This window comes from Caballeronia sp. LjRoot31, from assembly GCF_964253885.1.
Taxonomy (GTDB): domain Bacteria; phylum Pseudomonadota; class Gammaproteobacteria; order Burkholderiales; family Burkholderiaceae; genus Caballeronia.
In genome coordinates this window covers 3,794,465-3,811,926 of sequence record NZ_CAXURX020000001.1, presented here as the reverse complement: position 1 = coordinate 3,811,926, position 17,462 = coordinate 3,794,465, and the positions used below count along the sequence as shown (strand labels likewise).

Below are 17,462 nucleotides of genomic sequence, written 5' to 3'. Positions count from 1 at the left end.
GTGGTGCATACAACGATGCCTTTGTTATTCAGACAAATCTGATTCGAATGCCAAGTTGTGCTGAGTAGAGTCGCGGATCGTTTCACTTACCTGTTCGCCAAGACAAATTGTTTCGCAGATTTGTTTCGCGTCAGACATATTCCGCACAACTCTTTGCAGGTATTCAGTATGAACAAGGTTTTTAAATCAGTTTGGAGCGAGGCTCTCGGTGCTTGGGTCGCGGCGTCGGAATTGTGTCGCGGGCGCGGGAAGGGCGGTGGGAAGGTGGCGCGGGCGGTGTTGCTGGCGGTGGGGTTGAGTGCTGCGGGTGTGGCGATCGCTGGTGGAAACGGAACGTCTTATACCGGCAACGGCGCAGCTACTGCAACGAATGCAACTGACATCGCGATCGGTTCAGGCGCGACGGCGACGAGCAAGACCAAGGACGCGATTGCTATCGGCGACACGGCAGCGAGCACGGCAGACGGCGCGATCAGCATTGGTGGAAGTGTTTCGAACGCTGCGACTAACTCTATTTTGATGGGGAATGCAGGAGTCCCGGCCGGAACAACCGGCCAGGTGGCGGTTGCTTCTATTGACGCTGGTTCGACTGCGTCGGTATTTTTCGCCCCTGCTGGCGGCTCGGTTCAGACTTCGGCGAACTCGTTTTCTTTCAACCCATATGCCGGAATCAAAACATCGGCATCGCCCGATTCTGTGAATATCTCGGGGACGGTGAGCGCGGCGCCATCGTCTGTGGCTATCGGTAGCAAATCCAGCGTCACCAACACTCAGGGCGCAGCCACAGCGGGTGTCGCGATCGGATCGAATGCGTCAGTGCAGGCGTTAAATTCTGTCGCAATTGGTGCTAACTCGGTAGCCAACCGGGTCAATTCGTTCTCAGTCGGCGGCAATGGTACGACCCGTGTAATTACGCAGGTATCGAATGGCACAAAACCGACTGACGCTGTGAACATGTCGCAAATCCAGAATATCGTGGACGGACTGGGTGGCACATCGGAAATCAACTCGGACGGATCAATAACAACGCCCACGTATTCAGTGAATGGGTCGGATGAGCAGGGCATTGGCCAGGCGATTAGCGCGCTGGACACGCGTCTGCAGAACGCGGTCATGTACGACGGCGTTTCCAGTTCGATCACGCTCGCTGGCAGCAATGGCACGCAGATCCATAATCTCGCTCCCGCGACGGCGGCCACAGACGCCGTCAACTTTCAACAGTTGACCGACGCCGGCCTGATCGTCGACACGACGGGCGTTGTGACAAACGCGTTCGTCGCCTACACGGACAAGACCGAGAGCGTCGTTTCGCTGGGCGGCTCTGGTGGTACGAAAATCAAAAACGTCGCTGCAGGCGTAGACGCGCAAGATGCAGTCAATGTGAAGCAATTGACGGACGCAGGCGCAGTGGTGGATTCCACGGGTTCCGTAACGAACGCATTCGTGGCCTACGATGGCAGCGCGAAAGATTCAGTAACGCTGAAGGGTACGGCGGGCACGCAGATTCATAAGGTCGCCGCCGGCACGGCTGATCAAGACGCAGTGAACGTGAAGCAGTTGACGGATGCGGGTGCGATCGTGGACTCCACCGGCACAGTGACGAACGCGTTTGTGGCGTACGACGGCACGACGAAGGATTCGGTTACGCTGAAAGGCTCGAACGGCACGCAGATTCATAAGGTCGCGGCGGGTACCGCTGATCAAGACGCAGTGAACGTGAAGCAGTTGACGGATGCGGGCGCGATCGTGGACTCGACCGGCGCAGTGACTAACGCGTTCGTCGCCTACGACGGCACGACGAAAGATTCCGTTACGTTGAAAGGCTCGAACGGCACGCAGATTCACAAGGTCGCGGCGGGTACCGCTGATCAAGACGCAGTGAACGTCAAGCAGTTGACGGATGCCGGCGCGATCGTGGACTCGACCGGTGCCGTGACTAACGCGTTCGTCGCTTACGACGGCACGACCAAGGATTCGGTCACGCTAAAAGGCTCGAACGGCACGCAGATCCACAACGTCGCTGCCGGCACGGCCGACAAAGACGCAGTGAACGTGAAGCAGTTGACGGATGCGGGCGCGATCGTGGACTCGACTGGCGCAGTGACAAATGCGTTCGTCGCCTACGACGGCACGACGAAAGACTCGGTCACGCTAAAAGGCTCGAACGGCACGCAGATTCATAACGTAGCGGCCGGCACCGTCGATATGGACGCAGTCAACCTCAAGCAATTGACGGACGCAGGCGCAACAGTCGACACAAGCGGAAACGTGACGAACGCATTCGTCGCCTACGACGACACGACGAAAGATTCGGTCACGCTGAAAGGCTCGAACGGCACGCAGATTCATAACGTAGCGGCCGGCACTGCCGATATGGACGCGGTCAACCTCAAGCAATTGACGGACGCAGGCGCAACAGTTGACACAAGCGGCAACGTGACCAACGCATTCGTGGCCTACGACAGCAGTGCGAAAGACTCAGTCACGCTAAAAGGCTCGAACGGCACGCAGATTCATAACGTAGCGGCCGGCACTGCCGATATGGACGCGGTCAACCTCAAGCAATTGACGGATGCAGGCGCAACAGTCGACACAAGCGGCAACGTGACCAACTCGTTCGTCGCGTATGACGACAGCACGCAGAATTCGGTCACACTGAAGGGCTCGAACGGCACGCAGATTCATAACGTAGCGGCCGGCACTGTCGATATGGACGCAGTCAACCTCAAGCAATTGACGGACGCAGGCGCAACAGTCGACACAAGCGGAAACGTGACCAACTCGTTCGTCGCGTATGACGACAGCACGCAGAATTCAGTCACGCTAAAAGGGTCGAACGGTACCGCGATCCATAACGTAGCTAATGGCGAAGTCAGCGCTACCAGCAAGGACGCGGTCAACGGCTCGCAATTATTTGAAGCGACGCAAAACATCCCCGCATTCGCTGATTCGGTAAACTACGACAGCCCGGCGCACGACAAAATCGCACTGGTCAGCACCGCCGGTGGCGCCGTGACAATCTCTGGCGTAGCTGCTGGTGCAATGACTGCGACCAGCAATGAAGCGGTCAACGGCGCACAGCTTTTCGCGGTCGATGCCAAGACGAATCAGAATACCGCTGACATTACGAACATTAACAAGACCATCAGTAACATTACGAACGGCGGCGACGCTTACGTAAGCCAGGATGCGACTACCGGCGTCATCTCGGTCGGCGGGAACACGAATGGCAACGAGGTCAACGTGGCCGGCACTTCAGGCGCGCGCAAGATCACGGGCGTAGCTGCCGGAAGTGTTGCCGCGGCCAGCACCGATGCGGTCAATGGCTCGCAGTTGTACAACACGGCAGCGTCGACGGCAGCGGCTCTCGGTGGTGGCGCGGGTGTCGATGCAAATGGCGGTATCACGGCGCCAACCTACAGCGTCGGTGGAACGGACGTGCATGACGTTGGCACTGCAATCGCCAATCTCGATGGGCGCACGACCGCAAATTCGAACGCCATCGCGGACGTTACAGCCGCAACTAAAAACGCGGTCAGCTATGACTCGGACGCGCATAACAAGGTGACGCTGGGCGGTACCGCAGCCGCTGACGGAACCGATGCGAACGCTGTCCAGTTGACGAACGTGAAGGCTGGCGAGCTCTCGGCCACCAGCACGGACGCCGTGAACGGGGCGCAGCTGAACGCGACGAATGCCCGCGTTGACACGTTTGAAAATGTGGTCAACAACATTTCCGGTACGGGAAGCCCGTTTATCGCAATCAATTCGTCGGTCGCGGCGTCCCAGGCACCCACCGCAACAGGCACCGATGCTGTCGCGATTGGCGCAAATTCGCACGCTTCGGGGAACAATTCCGTCGCTTTGGGCGCCAACTCGGTTGCTGATGAAGACAATACGGCGTCAGTGGGTTCGGCTGGCAACGAGCGTCGCATCACGAACGTGGCGCCGGGGCAAAACGGCACTGACGCAGCCAACATGAATCAGGTCAACGAGTTGCGTAACGACGTGGGCCAGAGTTTGTCGGCGTTGCAACGTAGCGCGTTCGGCGGCGTGGCTTCAGCCATGGCCATGCCTAGCCTTTCGCCGCGCGAGCCGGGCAAGACCGTGGTAGCCGTGGGTGTGGCTAACTACAAGGGCTATGGCGCAGTGGGTGCGGGCGCAACGTATCGGTCGCGTGATGGCGCGTGGTTGATCAACGGCGCGTTGTCGGTAACGCCTCATGGCGATACAGGCGCGCGGGCTCAGGTGGGCTACGAGTTCTGAGTTTGAGCTGGTTGTAGGGCAACAATGGAAGGCGATCCGGATGTTCGGATCGCCTTTTTTATTTGCATGAAGCATTTCAGAAACGATCAATATCGGTCACGCCGAACCATGACGCAGGCGTGCGTGCTCATCCAGGCCGCGGACGCCACCGCAGGGCCGAAGTTCAATAGTCGGCCTTGAACAATCGCCAAAGCCTTTACTGACGGGCGTTTAAGGGCGAAACCGGATTGCTGGAATTGCAGGAGACGGGCATATTAATGCACGAAACCCTGCAAATTCTGGCGAGGTCCGAATGGGTCCGAAAGCACGTGTGACAGAGCGAGATTTCTTCCGCCAACCGCTGCTTGAGCAGATCAATTTGAAGCATCCCTTGGTGCGCTTGGCCGGCTTGATCGATTGGGAGCGACTAGGCACAGCGATGAGTGAGAGCTTCGTGTCCAGTGCCGGACGACCCGCGACATCACCGCGCTTGATCGCGGGCCTGCTCTATCTGCAACATGCATTTGACCTGTCTGATGAGGACGTCGTGTGGCAATGGGTCGAGAACCCCTATTGGCAAGTCTTCACTGGCGAGACGTTCCTGCAAACCGAGCCGCCGATCGATCCTTCGAGCCTGACACGCTGGCGCAAGCGCCTTGGTGAAGCAGGTGTTGAAGAACTGTTGGCGGCGACGATCGAAGCGGCCAAACGTGCAGGCGTGATCAAAGCGTCGAGCGTGAAGCGCGTGATCGTCGACACGACGGTGATGCCCAAGGCAATTGCCCATCCAACCGATTCACGCTTGCTCGAGCGGTGCCGTGAACATCTGGTCAAAGCCGCCGCGCGCCACGGACTCAAGCTCAGACAGAACTACAACCGCGAGGCGCCACGCCTGGCACTGCAAATTGGCTGCTACGCGCACGCCAAGCAGTACAAGCGCATGAGAAAGACGTTGCGTACGCTGCGCTCGCGTGTGGGCCGGGTGATGCGCGATGTCGAACGGCAAGTCGACCGAGCGTCGGACTCGGTTCGCACTGCGCTGCTGGAACTGATTGCCCGTACGAAGCGGATTCTGTCGCAGAAGCCCAAGGACAAGAACAAGCTGTACGCGCTGCACGCACCGGAAGTCGAGTGCCTGGCCAAAGGAAAGGTTCGCATACCATATGAATTTGGCGTGAAGGTATCGATCACAACGACTCACAAGGAAGGGCTGGTAGTCGGCGCGCGCTCAATGCCCGGCAATCCGTACGATGGGCACACGCTGGCTGAGGCTTTGGAGCAGGCGGCAATCCTTAGCGATGTCAGTCCGGAAGTGGCGATTGTGGATCGGGGTTACAAGGGCGTCGCGCTCGACGGCGTAAAGATTTACCACCCTGGTTTGAGGCGTGGCATCACGCGTGGGCTACGGGCGATGATCCGGCGGCGTAGCGCGATCGAGCCGGCCATCGGTCACATGAAAGCGGATGGCAAACTCGATCGTAATTGGCTCAAAGGCGCGTTGGGCGATGCGATGCACGCGGTACTGTGCGGTGCCGGCCACAACCTGCGCATGATCCTCAGGAAGCTGCGGTTTTTTTACGCCCTTATGCTGGCCTTGTTGTTGAACACACTCGCTTGCAAGTCCCTATCGTGACTCAACTCGCAGCGAGCAAAATCAATTGTTCAGGGCCGACTCAATAGATCGTATTCGATGGCACTATCTGATTTAGGAGCGCGCCTATCAGTATTCCCATGAAGTCCCAATAAAATAGCCTCTGAAGCGAGATTGTGACAAAGCGAGACATGCCAGTGTCCCGTGTCTCGCCTTCAGTTCCGCTATCGGTCAGATATTGATTGCCCAGTCCCTGCTGGACGCACAGTTCTCCGTATTCTGCGGATCGGCGTATTAGCCACAATTCGGTGCGGTTTCCAAAATATGTTGAATCCGCTGTAGTTTAAAAAATCAAGCAATATATTAGGAATGCGTATCAATTATGAAGAGGCAATATAAATCGATACTGAGCGAAGTCGCTGTAAAGCGTGACGTCGTTGGTCAAAAAGAAGTCGGTGGTTATAGATTGTTTGAGCGAAACAAGGCTATTCCTTTGGCCGGTCCGTTAAAGACGGCTGGCCCGACGGATTTAAGAATGTGGGCGCTACGATGATGTGGGATGAACTTAATCTGGATATCGCTCACAATTCCCGGCGATATGGTACGAGCGAAAGCACCAGAACTTTGTCGTTCAAAACTCGGCTGAATAATATGCTGGCAACGGCGTTCAGCGCATTTGTGTTCGCGAGCGCGTCGGCGTCGGTACACGCAGAGACGCCTGACGTGGATGCCAGCAAACACACAGTGACGGGCGTCATTGAAGCGGGCGAACCTGCTTCACTCGATGGCGCTGTGTTGAATTATGATCCAGTCTCGCTTCAGGACGCGGCCCGGAAAACTCAGGAACTAGCCAGGAATTCGGTTGGTAACGGGGACAGGGTTTCAGGCGTTCTGGAAGAGGCGGAAACGATGATCGGCATCCGTTACCTGTGGGGCGGCAATACGCCCGAGGAAGGGCTCGATTGCAGTGGCTTCGTGCGTTACGTCTACGAGAAGGCTGCAGGTATATTATTGCCGCGGCTATCGGCGCAAATCAGCAGGAAAGGCAAGCCGATTGCGCAGACGGATTTGCATCCTGGCGATCTCGTATTTTTCAATACGCCTCGCGGTGAAGCGACTCACGTTGGCATTTATGTCGGTGAGCATCAGTTTATTCACGCGCCGAAGACAGGTGCGTTCATTCGTATCGAATCGATGAGAAGTGCTTATTGGACATCGCGATACTATGGCGCACGACGCATGGTTGCATGACTTGCAGCCTGATAAGACAAAACGCCCGATGTTGTCATCGGGCGTTTTGTTTTTTTCGTGCGTTGCGCTAAAAACCTATGCTACTTGTCGGGCTTCGCCACCTGCCGGCGTACGCCACCGCGCGAGCAGCGCATTCCATTTGATACGAGCTGCGTTCACGTTGTTATCTTTCACGTGACCGTAACCGCGCATCGAATCGGGCAGGCTTGCGAGTTCTATCGCCAGCGGCAACTTCTCCGCTGTCAATCCACCGATCAACTCCTTCACCAGCGCCTCGTAATCCGCAATCAACGCCCGTTCCATCTTCCGCTCTTCAGTCTTGCCGAAGATATCGAACGACGTACCGCGCAGGAACTTCATCTTCGCTAAAACCTTCATGGCGGATAAGACCCACGGGCCATATTGTTTCTTGATCAGATGCCCGTGCGCGTCCTTCTTTGAGAGCATGGGTGGCGCGAGGTGGAATTTCACTTTCCAGTCACCTTCGAAGCTTCCCTTCAACCGTTCCACGAACGCCGGATCGGCATAAAGACGCGCGACTTCGTATTCGTCCTTGTACGCCATCAGTTTGTGCAGATTTTTAGCAACGGCTTCAGTCAATGCGTACTGGCCATCGCCCAGACCGATTAAGGCTTCCGCCTTACGCACTTCGGCCACGAGCTGAGCGTAACGCGCGGCGTACGCTTCGTTCTGGTAGTCGGTGAGATAGGTGATGCGCTTTTCAATCAGCGTGTCCAGCGCCTTCGGCGTATGCAGCGAGATGATCTTGCTGCCGCCTTCCGATCCCGACGATATCCCGCCACGACCTTGCGCGCCGACAAGCCGCGTGACGCCCTCGAGATCGTGAGCGGCGTGGCGACCCCATTCGAACGCCGCGAGATTCTTTTCGACCTGCACTGCATTCAATTCAATCGCGCGAACCAACGATTCATGTCGTAACGGCACCCAGCCGCGTTGCCACGCAAAACCCAGCACGAACGGATTGGTGTAGATGGCATCGCCGAGTAGAGCGACGGCGAAGCGATTTGCATCGACGAGCGCAACGTGTTCGCCAGCGGCTGTGCGGATATCCGCTTCCGCGCTCGCGCCGGGGAAACGCCAGTTGGGGTTCTTGATGAACTCAGCGGTCGGCGTTTCAGCGCTGTTCACCACCACGCGCGTGTGGCCGGGTTGCATCCGCGAGCCGCATTCGTCGCTGGCTGTCACGATAGGATCGCAACCAATCACCAGATCTGCTTCGCCCATCGCGATGCGTGTGGCGTGGATATCGCCGGGATGCGTGGCGATCTGCACGTGGCTCATCACGGCGCCGCCTTTTTGCGCGAGGCCGGTGACATCGAGGACGGTTACGCCTTTTTGTTCCAGATGCGACGCCATGCCGAGCAACGCGCCGATCGTCACAACGCCTGTACCGCCGACGCCGGTGACCAAAATGCCGTATGGCCGGTCGATCAGCGGTAGCTCGGGCGTGGGAACAGGCGGCATTGCATCGCCGGAAATACTCGATACCTTCGGCTTGCGAAGTTGTCCGCCTTCAACCGTGACGAAGCTCGGGCAGAATCCGTTCACGCACGAGTAGTCCTTGTTGCAGGTCGACTGGTTGATCTGGCGTTTCGTGCCGTATTCAGTGTCGAGTGGTTCGACCGACAGGCAATTCGATTTCACCGAGCAATCGCCACAACCTTCGCAGACGGCTTCGTTGATGACCACGCGCTTCGCCGGATCGGGGTACGCGCCGCGTTTCCTGCGCCGACGCTTTTCCGTTGCGCAGGTCTGGTCGTAAATCAGGATCGTGGTACCGGCAATCTCACGCAAGGCGCGCTGGACTTCATCGAGCTTCTCGCGATGAAAAACATCGATACCCGGCGCCAGCCCCACATTCGCCTGATATTTTTCGGGTTCATCGGTGACGATCACGATCTTCGTCGCGCCTTCGGCCGCGAGCTGATGCGTGATTTGCGGCACGGTGAGCACGCCGTCTACAGGCTGACCACCGGTCATGGCCACGGCGTCGTTGTAGAGGATCTTGTACGTGATGTTCGTCTTCGACGCGATCGCCGCGCGGATCGCGAGCAGCCCGGAGTGGAAATACGTGCCATCGCCGAGATTGGCGAACACGTGTTTGTCGTTGGTGAACGGCGCCTGGCCGATCCACGCCACGCCTTCACCGCCCATCTGGCTGAACGTGCTCGTGCTGCGGTCCATCCACACGGTCATGTAATGGCAACCGATACCGGCAAGCGCGCGCGAACCTTCGGGCACATTCGTCGATGTATTGTGCGGACAGCCCGAGCAGAACCACGGCTTGCGCTCCGCTTCAACGCGCGGCCGCGCCAGCGCTCTTTCCTTCGCTTCAATCACCGCGATACGCGTCGCGATGCGCGCGCGGACATCGGCGGGAAGATCGAACTTGTCGAGCCGCGTGGCAATCGCCTTCGCGATAATCGCCGGCGACAACTCGTAGTGCGCCGGTAGCAGCCAGTTGCCCATCGGCACGGACCATTCGCCGCCCGCGCCATCCTTCTCGTCGAACTTGCCGAAAACGCGCGGGCGTTGTGCATCGGGCCAGTTATAAAGCTCCTCCTTGATCGCGTACTCCAGGATCTGGCGTTTTTCTTCGACGACCAGAATCTCCTGCAGCCCATGCGCAAATGCATGCGCGCCCTGCGCTTCGAGCGGCCACACGCAACCGACCTTGTACAAACGAATGCCGATGCGCGCGCAGGTTTCATCGTCGAGACCGAGGTCTGATAAAGCCTGGCGCACATCGAGATACGCCTTGCCGGCGGTCATGATCCCGAAGCGCGCATGCGGCGATTCAATTTCGATCCGATCCAGCTTGTTCGCGCGCACGTAGGCGAGCGCGGCGTACCACTTGTAGTCGAGCAGCCGTGCTTCCTGAACCAAGGGCGGGTCGGGCCACCGAATGTTGAGGCCGCCATCGGGCATCGCGAAATCGGTTGGCAGGACAATTTGCGTACGATGCGGATCGATATCGACAGAAGCCGACGATTCCACCACATCGGTCACGCATTTCATCGCGACCCAGAGGCCGGAATAACGGCTCATTGCCCAGCCATGCAGGCCGAAGTCCAGATATTCCTGCACATTCGATGGAAACAGCACCGGCAGCCCGCACGCCTTGAAAATGTGTTCCGACTGGTGCGCAAGCGTGGACGATTTGGCGGCGTGGTCGTCGCCGGCGAGCACGAGCACACCGCCATGCGCCGATGAACCCGCTGAATTGCCATGCTTGAACACATCGCCGGTTCTGTCGACGCCCGGCCCTTTGCCATACCACATCGAGAACACGCCGTCGTATTTGGCGCTCGGATAAAGATTGACCTGTTGCGAGCCCCACACGGCGGTCGCCGCGAGGTCTTCATTCACGCCGGGCTGGAACACGACCTGACGCGAAGCGAGGTGTTTCTTCGCTTTCCACAGATGTTGATCGAGTGCGCCGAGCGGAGAACCGCGATAACCGGAAATGAAACCGGCGGTATTGAGTCCCGCGGCATGGTCGCGCTGTTGTTGCAGCATCGGCAGCCGAACCAGCGCCTGTATGCCGCTCATGTACGCGCGACCGCGTTCCAGGGTGTATTTGTCGTCGAGCGTGACGGAATTTAGCGCGGCTTCTAGGGAAGCTTGTTGTTCCGCGTCCAGGGGGGCATTCATTGTGGGGTCTCTCCGCCAACGTTTGGGATCGCCAAAGCACTTTAGGGCCTTCGCGTCTTGTGGATGCGTCGGCCGGGATTTTGAGTGTGCCCGTTTTGATTTTTTTTCAGCACTGGTAAAAACCCGCTGAAAAGTAATTTCAACATTGCACAGGTGTTACGACGTGTAAAAACGGCCGGATTTCGGGAGCGGCGGGGAACCGCTCGCGTCGAGAGCATTCAAACCCGCGATCGATGCACATTCGCGTCGGCTTTGCCGGTAGGAAGAACACGAATGTGCACGATTGCTGGACACACCGATGCACGCAGTTGAAGGAGGAAGCAGTGAAACAACGATACATCCAGAGCTTTTTGATGGTTTCCGCAGCATTTTTTGCGATGAACGCGCCGGTTCGCGTTGGCAACCCGGCTGGATCGGAGGCTACGATCTCCGGCATACCGCGAATGTCACAGGTTCGGGTTGAACAGGTTTCGAGCAAGCAGACGGCGGAAAACAAGGACGACGCCGACGCTTGAAAGTTTGGATGATGTGAACGGCCGGTGAACTCGAATCAGCCCGCGTCCTGACTCCCACGCGCGTCGCCAATGCGGTTACTCGCGATGTTCCCAATCGCCAATGAACAAAAAAATGCCGAGGATCTTTGGATCCCCGGCATTTTTATTTGCACAGCGCGCTTTAGCTGGCGCTCGTGTCCTTCACTACGCCACGCCGTATCTGGTCGAGTTCAATCGATTCGAACAGCGCCTTGAAATTGCCTTCGCCGAACCCCTGATTGCCCTTGCGCTGAATGATCTCGAAGAAGATTGGGCCGATCTGGTTTTCCGTGAAAATCTGCAGCAGGATTTCGTCCCGCACGCCATCGATCAGGATCTTGCGTTTGCGCAATTCCGCTACCGATTCGCCATGATTCGGCACGCGCCGGTCGACGAGCTCGTAATACGTGTCGATGGTGTCGAGCAACGAGATTTTCGCGCCGCGCAGCTTGTCGACGGTGCTGTAGATATCATCGCTGCCCAGCGCAATGTGCTGGATGCCTTCGCCATGATAGGCGTCGAGATATTCCTGGATTTGCCCCGACGTATCCGAGCCTTCCTCGTTGATCGGGATGCGGATCTTGCCGCACGGCGAACTCATCGCTTTCGACTTGACCGCGGTCACTTTGCCTTCAATGTCGAAGTAACGCGCCTCGCGGAAATTGAATAAACGCTCGTAGAACTCGGCCCATTCGATCATCCGTCCGCGATGAACGTTGTGCGTCAAATGGTCGATGTACGTCAGCCCGTGACCAACCGGATTTTGCTCGGCGCCGGGAATGGGTTCGAAATCGACGTCGTAGATGCTGATGTCGCCGATACTGCCCTGCTGCGCGCCATTCTTGCCGCGCCAGCGGTCCACGAAGTAAATCAGCGAATCGCCAATGCCCTTGATCGCCGGAATGTTCAGTTCCATCGGACCGGTCTTGTTATCGAAGCCCCACGCGCCGAGATCGAGCGCGCGTTTGTACGCCTTGCCTGCATCGGCGACGCGGAAGGCGATTGCGCAAATCGACGGACCGTGAAGGCGCGCGAACCGCTGCGCGAAGGAATCAGGCTCGGCGTTCACCAGAAAGTTGATTTCGCCCTGCCTATACAACGTCACTTTCTTGTGACGATGCCGGGCAATCGCGGTGAACCCCATTTGCTCGAACAATTGCCCGAGCGCCACGGGATCCGGCGCCGTGTATTCGATGAATTCAAAACCATCCGTGCCAACGGGATTGTCCCAAGTCGTTGCCTGCATGCTTTGTCTCCTGAACCGCGACGATGATTCGATGTGATTCGATGATTAACCGGTGCTTATTGAGACAAAGTTTATCGACGGAAGCACGGTGGATACTTGCGAAGTAAATCGCATATAACTACGATAACGCATGTTTATGCCGTCAAAGCGGCTATCGGAGGCAGAAAATGGCTCAGGTCGAACTCGATGCCATCGATCGAAAAATTCTCGCCATTCTTCAGGTGAATGGGCGGCTGTCGAACCAGGATATCGCCGATCAGGTCAACCTTTCGCCGAGTCCCTGCTTGCGGCGAATCCGGCGGCTGGAGGAAGAGGGCGTGATTCGCGGTTACGTGGCGCTGCTGGAGCCCCGTCTGCTTGGACTCGGATTGCTCGCGTACGTGAACGTGCGTCTGGAGAAGCGCGGCGGGACGGCGATATCAGCGGGGATGAAAAACCCGCCGACGCACGCCGACCGCTTTCGCGAAGCCGTGCGCGCGTGGCCGGAAGTCGTGGCCTGCGACGCGATGACCGGCGACATGGATTATCTGCTGCGCGTCCAGGTGGAAGACATGGAGCATTTTTCGCGCTTCATGCAGGACGAGTTGCTGCACCATCCATCAGTGATCGACGTTAAAAGCAGCTTCTCGCTGGAGCGCTTCAAGGAGACGACGGCGCTGCCGATTCGATAAAGGCTTCGATAAAGTTTCCGGGCCAAACGATCGATCCCAAAACTCCAGACGCAAAAAAGGCGGCTTTCGCCGCCTTTCGTGCTTTTGCGCATGCTTGCTGATTTGCCTGGGGACTCTGGACTCGAGGTCCTGATATCAGGCTGCGTCGGCAGTAGGCATGAACGCCTGAAACATTTGCGATGCCCGGCGCGCTTGGCGCTTGACCGCGTAATCGAAGACCGCTGCCTGCTCCTGCAACATCTCGGTGAGAATGCTGCCTTGGTCGGCGGGCGTGAGCGACAGATAAGCGTCCGCTTCGCCATACGCATACTCGATTTTCATTCCCGACTTCTTCGCAATGTGCATCATGGTCGAGTTGCGTGACAAACAATGCATGTAGAGCATTGAAACATGCGTGTTGCGGCTGCGGATGGCGGCGCGCTCAAACAGGCGGCTACCGACTCCACGGCCACGCGCACTTTCCAGCACCGACACGCCGAACTCCGCCGTGCGCTTGTCGCCTTCGGCCGGCAAATAAGCCAGATGACCAACGCCAACCACGTTCAACTGTTCGTCGAAGACACCAAAAACCGTATCGCACGAAAAATCAATATTTGCGACGTAGTTCTCGATCACACGATCCGGCACGATCTGGCCAAAGCGCAGGAGGCGGTCGTCTTCGTCGAGAGCGAGGAAGTGTTTGAGGAGACGCTCGCGGTCGCTCGAGGACAACTCACGGACGAGAACGGGCGAACGACCGGCAGCCGTTTGCGAACGATCGGCTGCTGCGAAGATCGATGCAGTGTGGCGGTAGAAAGGCATGTTCACGATGGTGGCTCCTTGATTCGTCGCGCGACATGGTGCGTCGCAAAACGAATTTTAGCCGAACCAAGGTGAGAGTACTAGGGAAAACCCGTAATAGACTGTGGAGTGTCCTGTCTAACTTTCAAATAATTTGGATTAAATGCGTTTATAAACAGTAACTTAACCGGTGTTGCGTGAATCGGACATCTTATGGCGGTGAAATGGCGCAACGCACCATTTCACTCAGTTATCGCCGTTCATCCCGTGCTCGATCACGCCCACAACCTGCTCCGCGAACTCACGATAACCCAGCTTTCCATCGGGTTTAAGCCACGTGAAGGTCCAGTTGATCATGCCGAACACCATCATGGTGAGCGCCGTCTGGTTCTCTTTCGTCGCGCGTTTCGGATACGCGCGCGCAAGTTGCCGGGCGAACGCCGCGACAATGCCGCGTTGGCGTTCCAGCACGACTTCACGCTGCGTGTCTTCGAGATATTTGACGTCGTTGAGCAACGCAACGTGCCGGCTATGGGACGTTTCGTACTCGGCGAGAAACGCGCGAATCAGCTCGGCGAACGCCTCGCGCTCCGTCAATCCGCGGCGTTGGCTTGCTCCCTCCACTTCCGCGATGATCAGCATCAACCGCTTCGTGTAGCGGTCGAGCAGGTCGAAAAGGATGGCTTCCTTGCTCGCGTAATAGTGATAAAGCCGCGCTTTGGAGGTGCCGCTGGCCGCAGCCAGATCGGCCATCGATGTACTCGGGTAGCTGGTCTGCGCGAATTTGGCGGCGGCGAGTTCGAGGATCTGCTCGCGTTGGGTGTCGTGGTCGGGCGCTCTTGTACGGGCCATTGAGTCTCGGAGAATTGCTGGATCGATCGGGGATTCTAATGCGTCGCGCGACGAAGTTTGGCCTCGGCGATTTTGGCGAGATCGCCACGAATCTCCAGTTTACCCACCGCGACGAGTTCGCGGCAGCGCCAGAACGCGATGGAATCGCTGACCAGAAAGCCGAAGCTCGAGCCCATCACCTCTCCGGCGAGCCGGCGCGCTTCGTGCCAGCCGTCGCTGGCTATCTGGAGGATGGTTTCATCGACATCGGAATAGGTGCCGGAAATGAACGTGTTGTCACGCCATCGGCGAGTCTCGCTATTGATCTGCTTCACTTCCTGCCATTCCAGCGCAAGACGGCTGATGCGCAACACCGAAATGGGCGCGGCCGTCGGCAGCTTGGCGCCCAGCTCGGCCGCCGTGAACATGCCGACTGCCGTCGCGCCGTCTTCACGGCCACGGCGCCGCTGCGTGCCGTCGCCAGCGGTGACGAAGGGCAGGTCTTCATGGGTTAGCTTGGCTTCATTCAAACGCTGCGGCGCGTTGCGCAGCGTGTAGGCCACTCGTCGCAGCGTCAACTGGTCACTGGCGCTCTGGCCGTGCCAGATCACGACCTGTCCGTCGTCCTGCGCGAGGTCGCGCAGGAGCGCGTCCTGTTCCTTGAGCTTCGATATGAAGTCGAACTTCTGTTCGTTCAGCACCTGCTGCCAGAACAGGGCCCGGGCTTCCGGGTTGTCGTCGATGCCCCTCAACTGGCCGACCGCCAGGTCGTCCTTTAGCGGGATGACGCGTTCATCGCGGGCCGCTGTTTGCAAGGCTTCGCGAAGAATCTCGGCGGCGTGATCGCCGTTGGTAACGTGGATCGTGCTCATCAGTAACGGTGACCGCAAACGTAAGTAGGCTGCCCGCGCGCGGCGTGTGCGGCGACGAGGCGCGGCACATCGCATTCGGAACGGGCGACCCCTAGTGTAAGCGAATCGAATCAGCGCGATCGGCCAACCCGGCATTCAACGTTCGTCATAGCTCACAACCACACGGTCCGAAACCGGGTGGCACTGGCAGGTCAGCACGAAACCCGCGTCAATCTCATGCTGTTCCAGCGTGTAGTTCTTCTCCATGCGCACTTCGCCTTCCAGCACCTTCGCGCGGCACGTGCAGCACACGCCTCCCTTGCAGGCATAGGGCAGCGCAAGCCCGGCTTTCAATCCGACGTCGAGCACGCTCACGCCTTGATACGGCAGGCGCAGCTTGCGTTTTTTTCCATCGATAATGAGTTCCAGATCCGCGGCGGGGGTGTCGTCGGTGATCTCGATTGCGGGCACGCCTGCTTGCGGCAACGGCGTGCCGAACCGCTCGACGTGAACCTGCCTGGGCGGCACGCCCGCGTTTTTCAGCGCGGCTTCGGCGGCGTCCATCATCGGGCCGGGGCCACAAATGAAGGCTTCGTCGATTGCATTGGCGGGAACCAGAGATTCTAAAAATGCCGCGCACTTTTCCTGGTTCAGGACGCCGTTGAACAACTCGACGTCCTGCAAATCGTCCGATAGCACGTGATACAGCGAAAACCGGCTCATGAAGCGGTTCTTCAGGTCTTCCAGTTCCTCGGCAAACATGATCGCGTCCACGCTGCGGTTGCCGTAGATGAGCGTGAAGCGGCTTGTCGGCTCCATTTCCAGCGTCGTCTTGATGATCGCGAGCACCGGCGTGATACCCGAGCCGCCCGAGAAGGCCACGTAATGCTTCACGTGATCGGCGTTCAAGTGGGTGAAAAAGCGGCCATCGGGCGTCATCACTTCGATTTCATGGCCGGGTTTCAGCGTATCGAAGGCGAAGTTCGAGAAGCGGCCACCTCGCACGCGCTTGATGCCGATACGCAATTCGCCGTCGCGATCGTAATCCGTCACGCCGACGCAAATGGAATACGAGCGCCGCGTTTCCTCACCGTCGATATGCGTCTTCAACGTGACGAACTGGCCTTGCGTGAAGCGAAATGCGTCGCGCAAGGTTTCGGGGACATCGAAGGAAACCGTGACGGCGTCGGCGGTTTCGGGACGGACGTCGCGGATGCGCAGTGAGTGGAATTGCGGAGTCGCCATGGTCGTTTTCAGTACGGTTTGAAGTAGTCGAACGGCTCGCGGCAATCCATGCAGCGATACAGCGCCTTGCACGCGGTCGAGCCGAATTGGGTCAGGCGTTCGGTATGCGATGAGCCGCAGCGCGGGCACGCAGGTTTATCCACGACACGCGGCACGAAGCGGATTGGCCGTTCTTGCGGCGCGTGTTCGTTTGAACCGCAATTGCCCATTGGCGGGGCGATGCCGTATTGCCTGAGCTTGTCGCGGGCTGCGTCGGTCATCCAGTCGGTGGTCCACGCCGGCGCCAGCACTGTGTCGATGCGATGCTTCGTAAAGCCCGCTTCGTTCAACGCCGCGCCAATGTCTTCGGCGATCTGGTACATCGCCGGGCAGCCGGAATACGTGGGCGTGATGACGATTTCCAATGTGTCGTCGGCGGCGCGGCGGACATCGCGGAGAATGCCTAGCTCACGGATGGAGACCACCGGAATTTCCGGATCGGGCACGGCGTCGAGCACTTCCCATACGCGATCGAGCGAGGCTTCGGCGGCGGTCATCATCATC

12 protein-coding genes are annotated in these 17,462 nt (G+C 58.2%); 5 read left to right on the top strand and 7 right to left on the bottom strand.

The features are described from left to right. Positions 1 to 168 precede the first annotated feature (168 nt). From ACSQ8V_RS17030 to ACSQ8V_RS17020, 3 genes are all read left to right on the top strand, one after another. Complete coding sequence (locus ACSQ8V_RS17030; protein WP_436206403.1) at positions 169 to 4,266, top strand: ESPR-type extended signal peptide-containing protein; 4,098 nt, start codon at positions 169 to 171, stop codon at positions 4,264 to 4,266. 292 nt (positions 4,267 to 4,558) lie between these two features. After that, positions 4,559 to 5,878: an IS5 family transposase gene (locus ACSQ8V_RS17025; protein ID WP_436206402.1), complete on the top strand. Its 1,320-nt coding sequence runs from the start codon at positions 4,559 to 4,561 to the stop codon at positions 5,876 to 5,878. A gap of 582 nt (positions 5,879 to 6,460) precedes the next feature. Then, positions 6,461 to 7,087, top strand: a complete 627-nt coding sequence (locus ACSQ8V_RS17020; RefSeq protein WP_436206401.1) for a C40 family peptidase — start codon at positions 6,461 to 6,463, stop codon at positions 7,085 to 7,087. Positions 7,088 to 7,162: 75 nt separating this feature from the next. Here ACSQ8V_RS17020 and ACSQ8V_RS17015 read toward each other — a convergent pair whose 3' ends face one another. After that, positions 7,163 to 10,762: an indolepyruvate ferredoxin oxidoreductase family protein gene (locus ACSQ8V_RS17015; protein WP_436206400.1), complete on the bottom strand. Its 3,600-nt coding sequence runs from the start codon at positions 10,760 to 10,762 to the stop codon at positions 7,163 to 7,165. A gap of 323 nt (positions 10,763 to 11,085) precedes the next feature. On the opposite strand from ACSQ8V_RS17015, the gene ACSQ8V_RS17010 reads away from it, so the two are divergent. After that, the gene (locus tag ACSQ8V_RS17010) at positions 11,086 to 11,277 is read left to right on the top strand and encodes a hypothetical protein (RefSeq protein WP_213768757.1); all 192 of its coding nucleotides are present in this window, start codon (positions 11,086 to 11,088) and stop codon (positions 11,275 to 11,277) included. Positions 11,278 to 11,437: 160 nt separating this feature from the next. Here ACSQ8V_RS17010 and hppD read toward each other — a convergent pair whose 3' ends face one another. Beyond that, a complete protein-coding gene (hppD, locus tag ACSQ8V_RS17005) occupies positions 11,438 to 12,541 on the bottom strand; it encodes a 4-hydroxyphenylpyruvate dioxygenase (RefSeq protein ID WP_213768758.1) in 1,104 nt (367 codons plus the stop codon). A 167-nt stretch (positions 12,542 to 12,708) separates the two neighbouring features. Here hppD and ACSQ8V_RS17000 point away from each other — a divergent pair, with 167 nt between their 5' ends. Beyond that, complete coding sequence (locus ACSQ8V_RS17000; RefSeq protein ID WP_213768759.1) at positions 12,709 to 13,212, top strand: Lrp/AsnC family transcriptional regulator; 504 nt, start codon at positions 12,709 to 12,711, stop codon at positions 13,210 to 13,212. Positions 13,213 to 13,347: 135 nt separating this feature from the next. Here the strand turns inward: ACSQ8V_RS17000 and ACSQ8V_RS16995 are convergent, their stop codons facing one another. The 5 genes from ACSQ8V_RS16995 to paaD all read right to left on the bottom strand — a co-directional run bounded on the left by ACSQ8V_RS16995 (position 13,348) and on the right by paaD (position 17,461). Continuing rightward, on the bottom strand, positions 13,348 to 14,013 hold the full coding sequence (locus ACSQ8V_RS16995) for a GNAT family N-acetyltransferase (RefSeq protein ID WP_213768775.1): 666 nt from the start codon (positions 14,011 to 14,013) through the stop codon (positions 13,348 to 13,350). Positions 14,014 to 14,238: 225 nt separating this feature from the next. Beyond that, positions 14,239 to 14,844 carry a TetR/AcrR family transcriptional regulator gene (locus tag ACSQ8V_RS16990; RefSeq protein WP_213768760.1) on the bottom strand — a complete coding sequence of 202 codons (606 nt, stop codon included), beginning with the start codon at positions 14,842 to 14,844 and terminating at the stop codon, positions 14,239 to 14,241. A gap of 35 nt (positions 14,845 to 14,879) precedes the next feature. Continuing rightward, the gene (locus ACSQ8V_RS16985; protein ID WP_436206399.1) at positions 14,880 to 15,695 is read right to left on the bottom strand and encodes a DUF1835 domain-containing protein; all 816 of its coding nucleotides are present in this window, start codon (positions 15,693 to 15,695) and stop codon (positions 14,880 to 14,882) included. Positions 15,696 to 15,830: 135 nt separating this feature from the next. After that, positions 15,831 to 16,919: a 1,2-phenylacetyl-CoA epoxidase subunit PaaE gene (gene paaE, locus ACSQ8V_RS16980; RefSeq protein WP_436206398.1), complete on the bottom strand. Its 1,089-nt coding sequence runs from the start codon at positions 16,917 to 16,919 to the stop codon at positions 15,831 to 15,833. An 8-nt stretch (positions 16,920 to 16,927) separates the two neighbouring features. Next, positions 16,928 to 17,461 carry a 1,2-phenylacetyl-CoA epoxidase subunit PaaD gene (gene paaD, locus ACSQ8V_RS16975; protein WP_436206397.1) on the bottom strand — a complete coding sequence of 178 codons (534 nt, stop codon included), beginning with the start codon at positions 17,459 to 17,461 and terminating at the stop codon, positions 16,928 to 16,930. Between the last annotated feature and the right edge of the window lies 1 nt (position 17,462).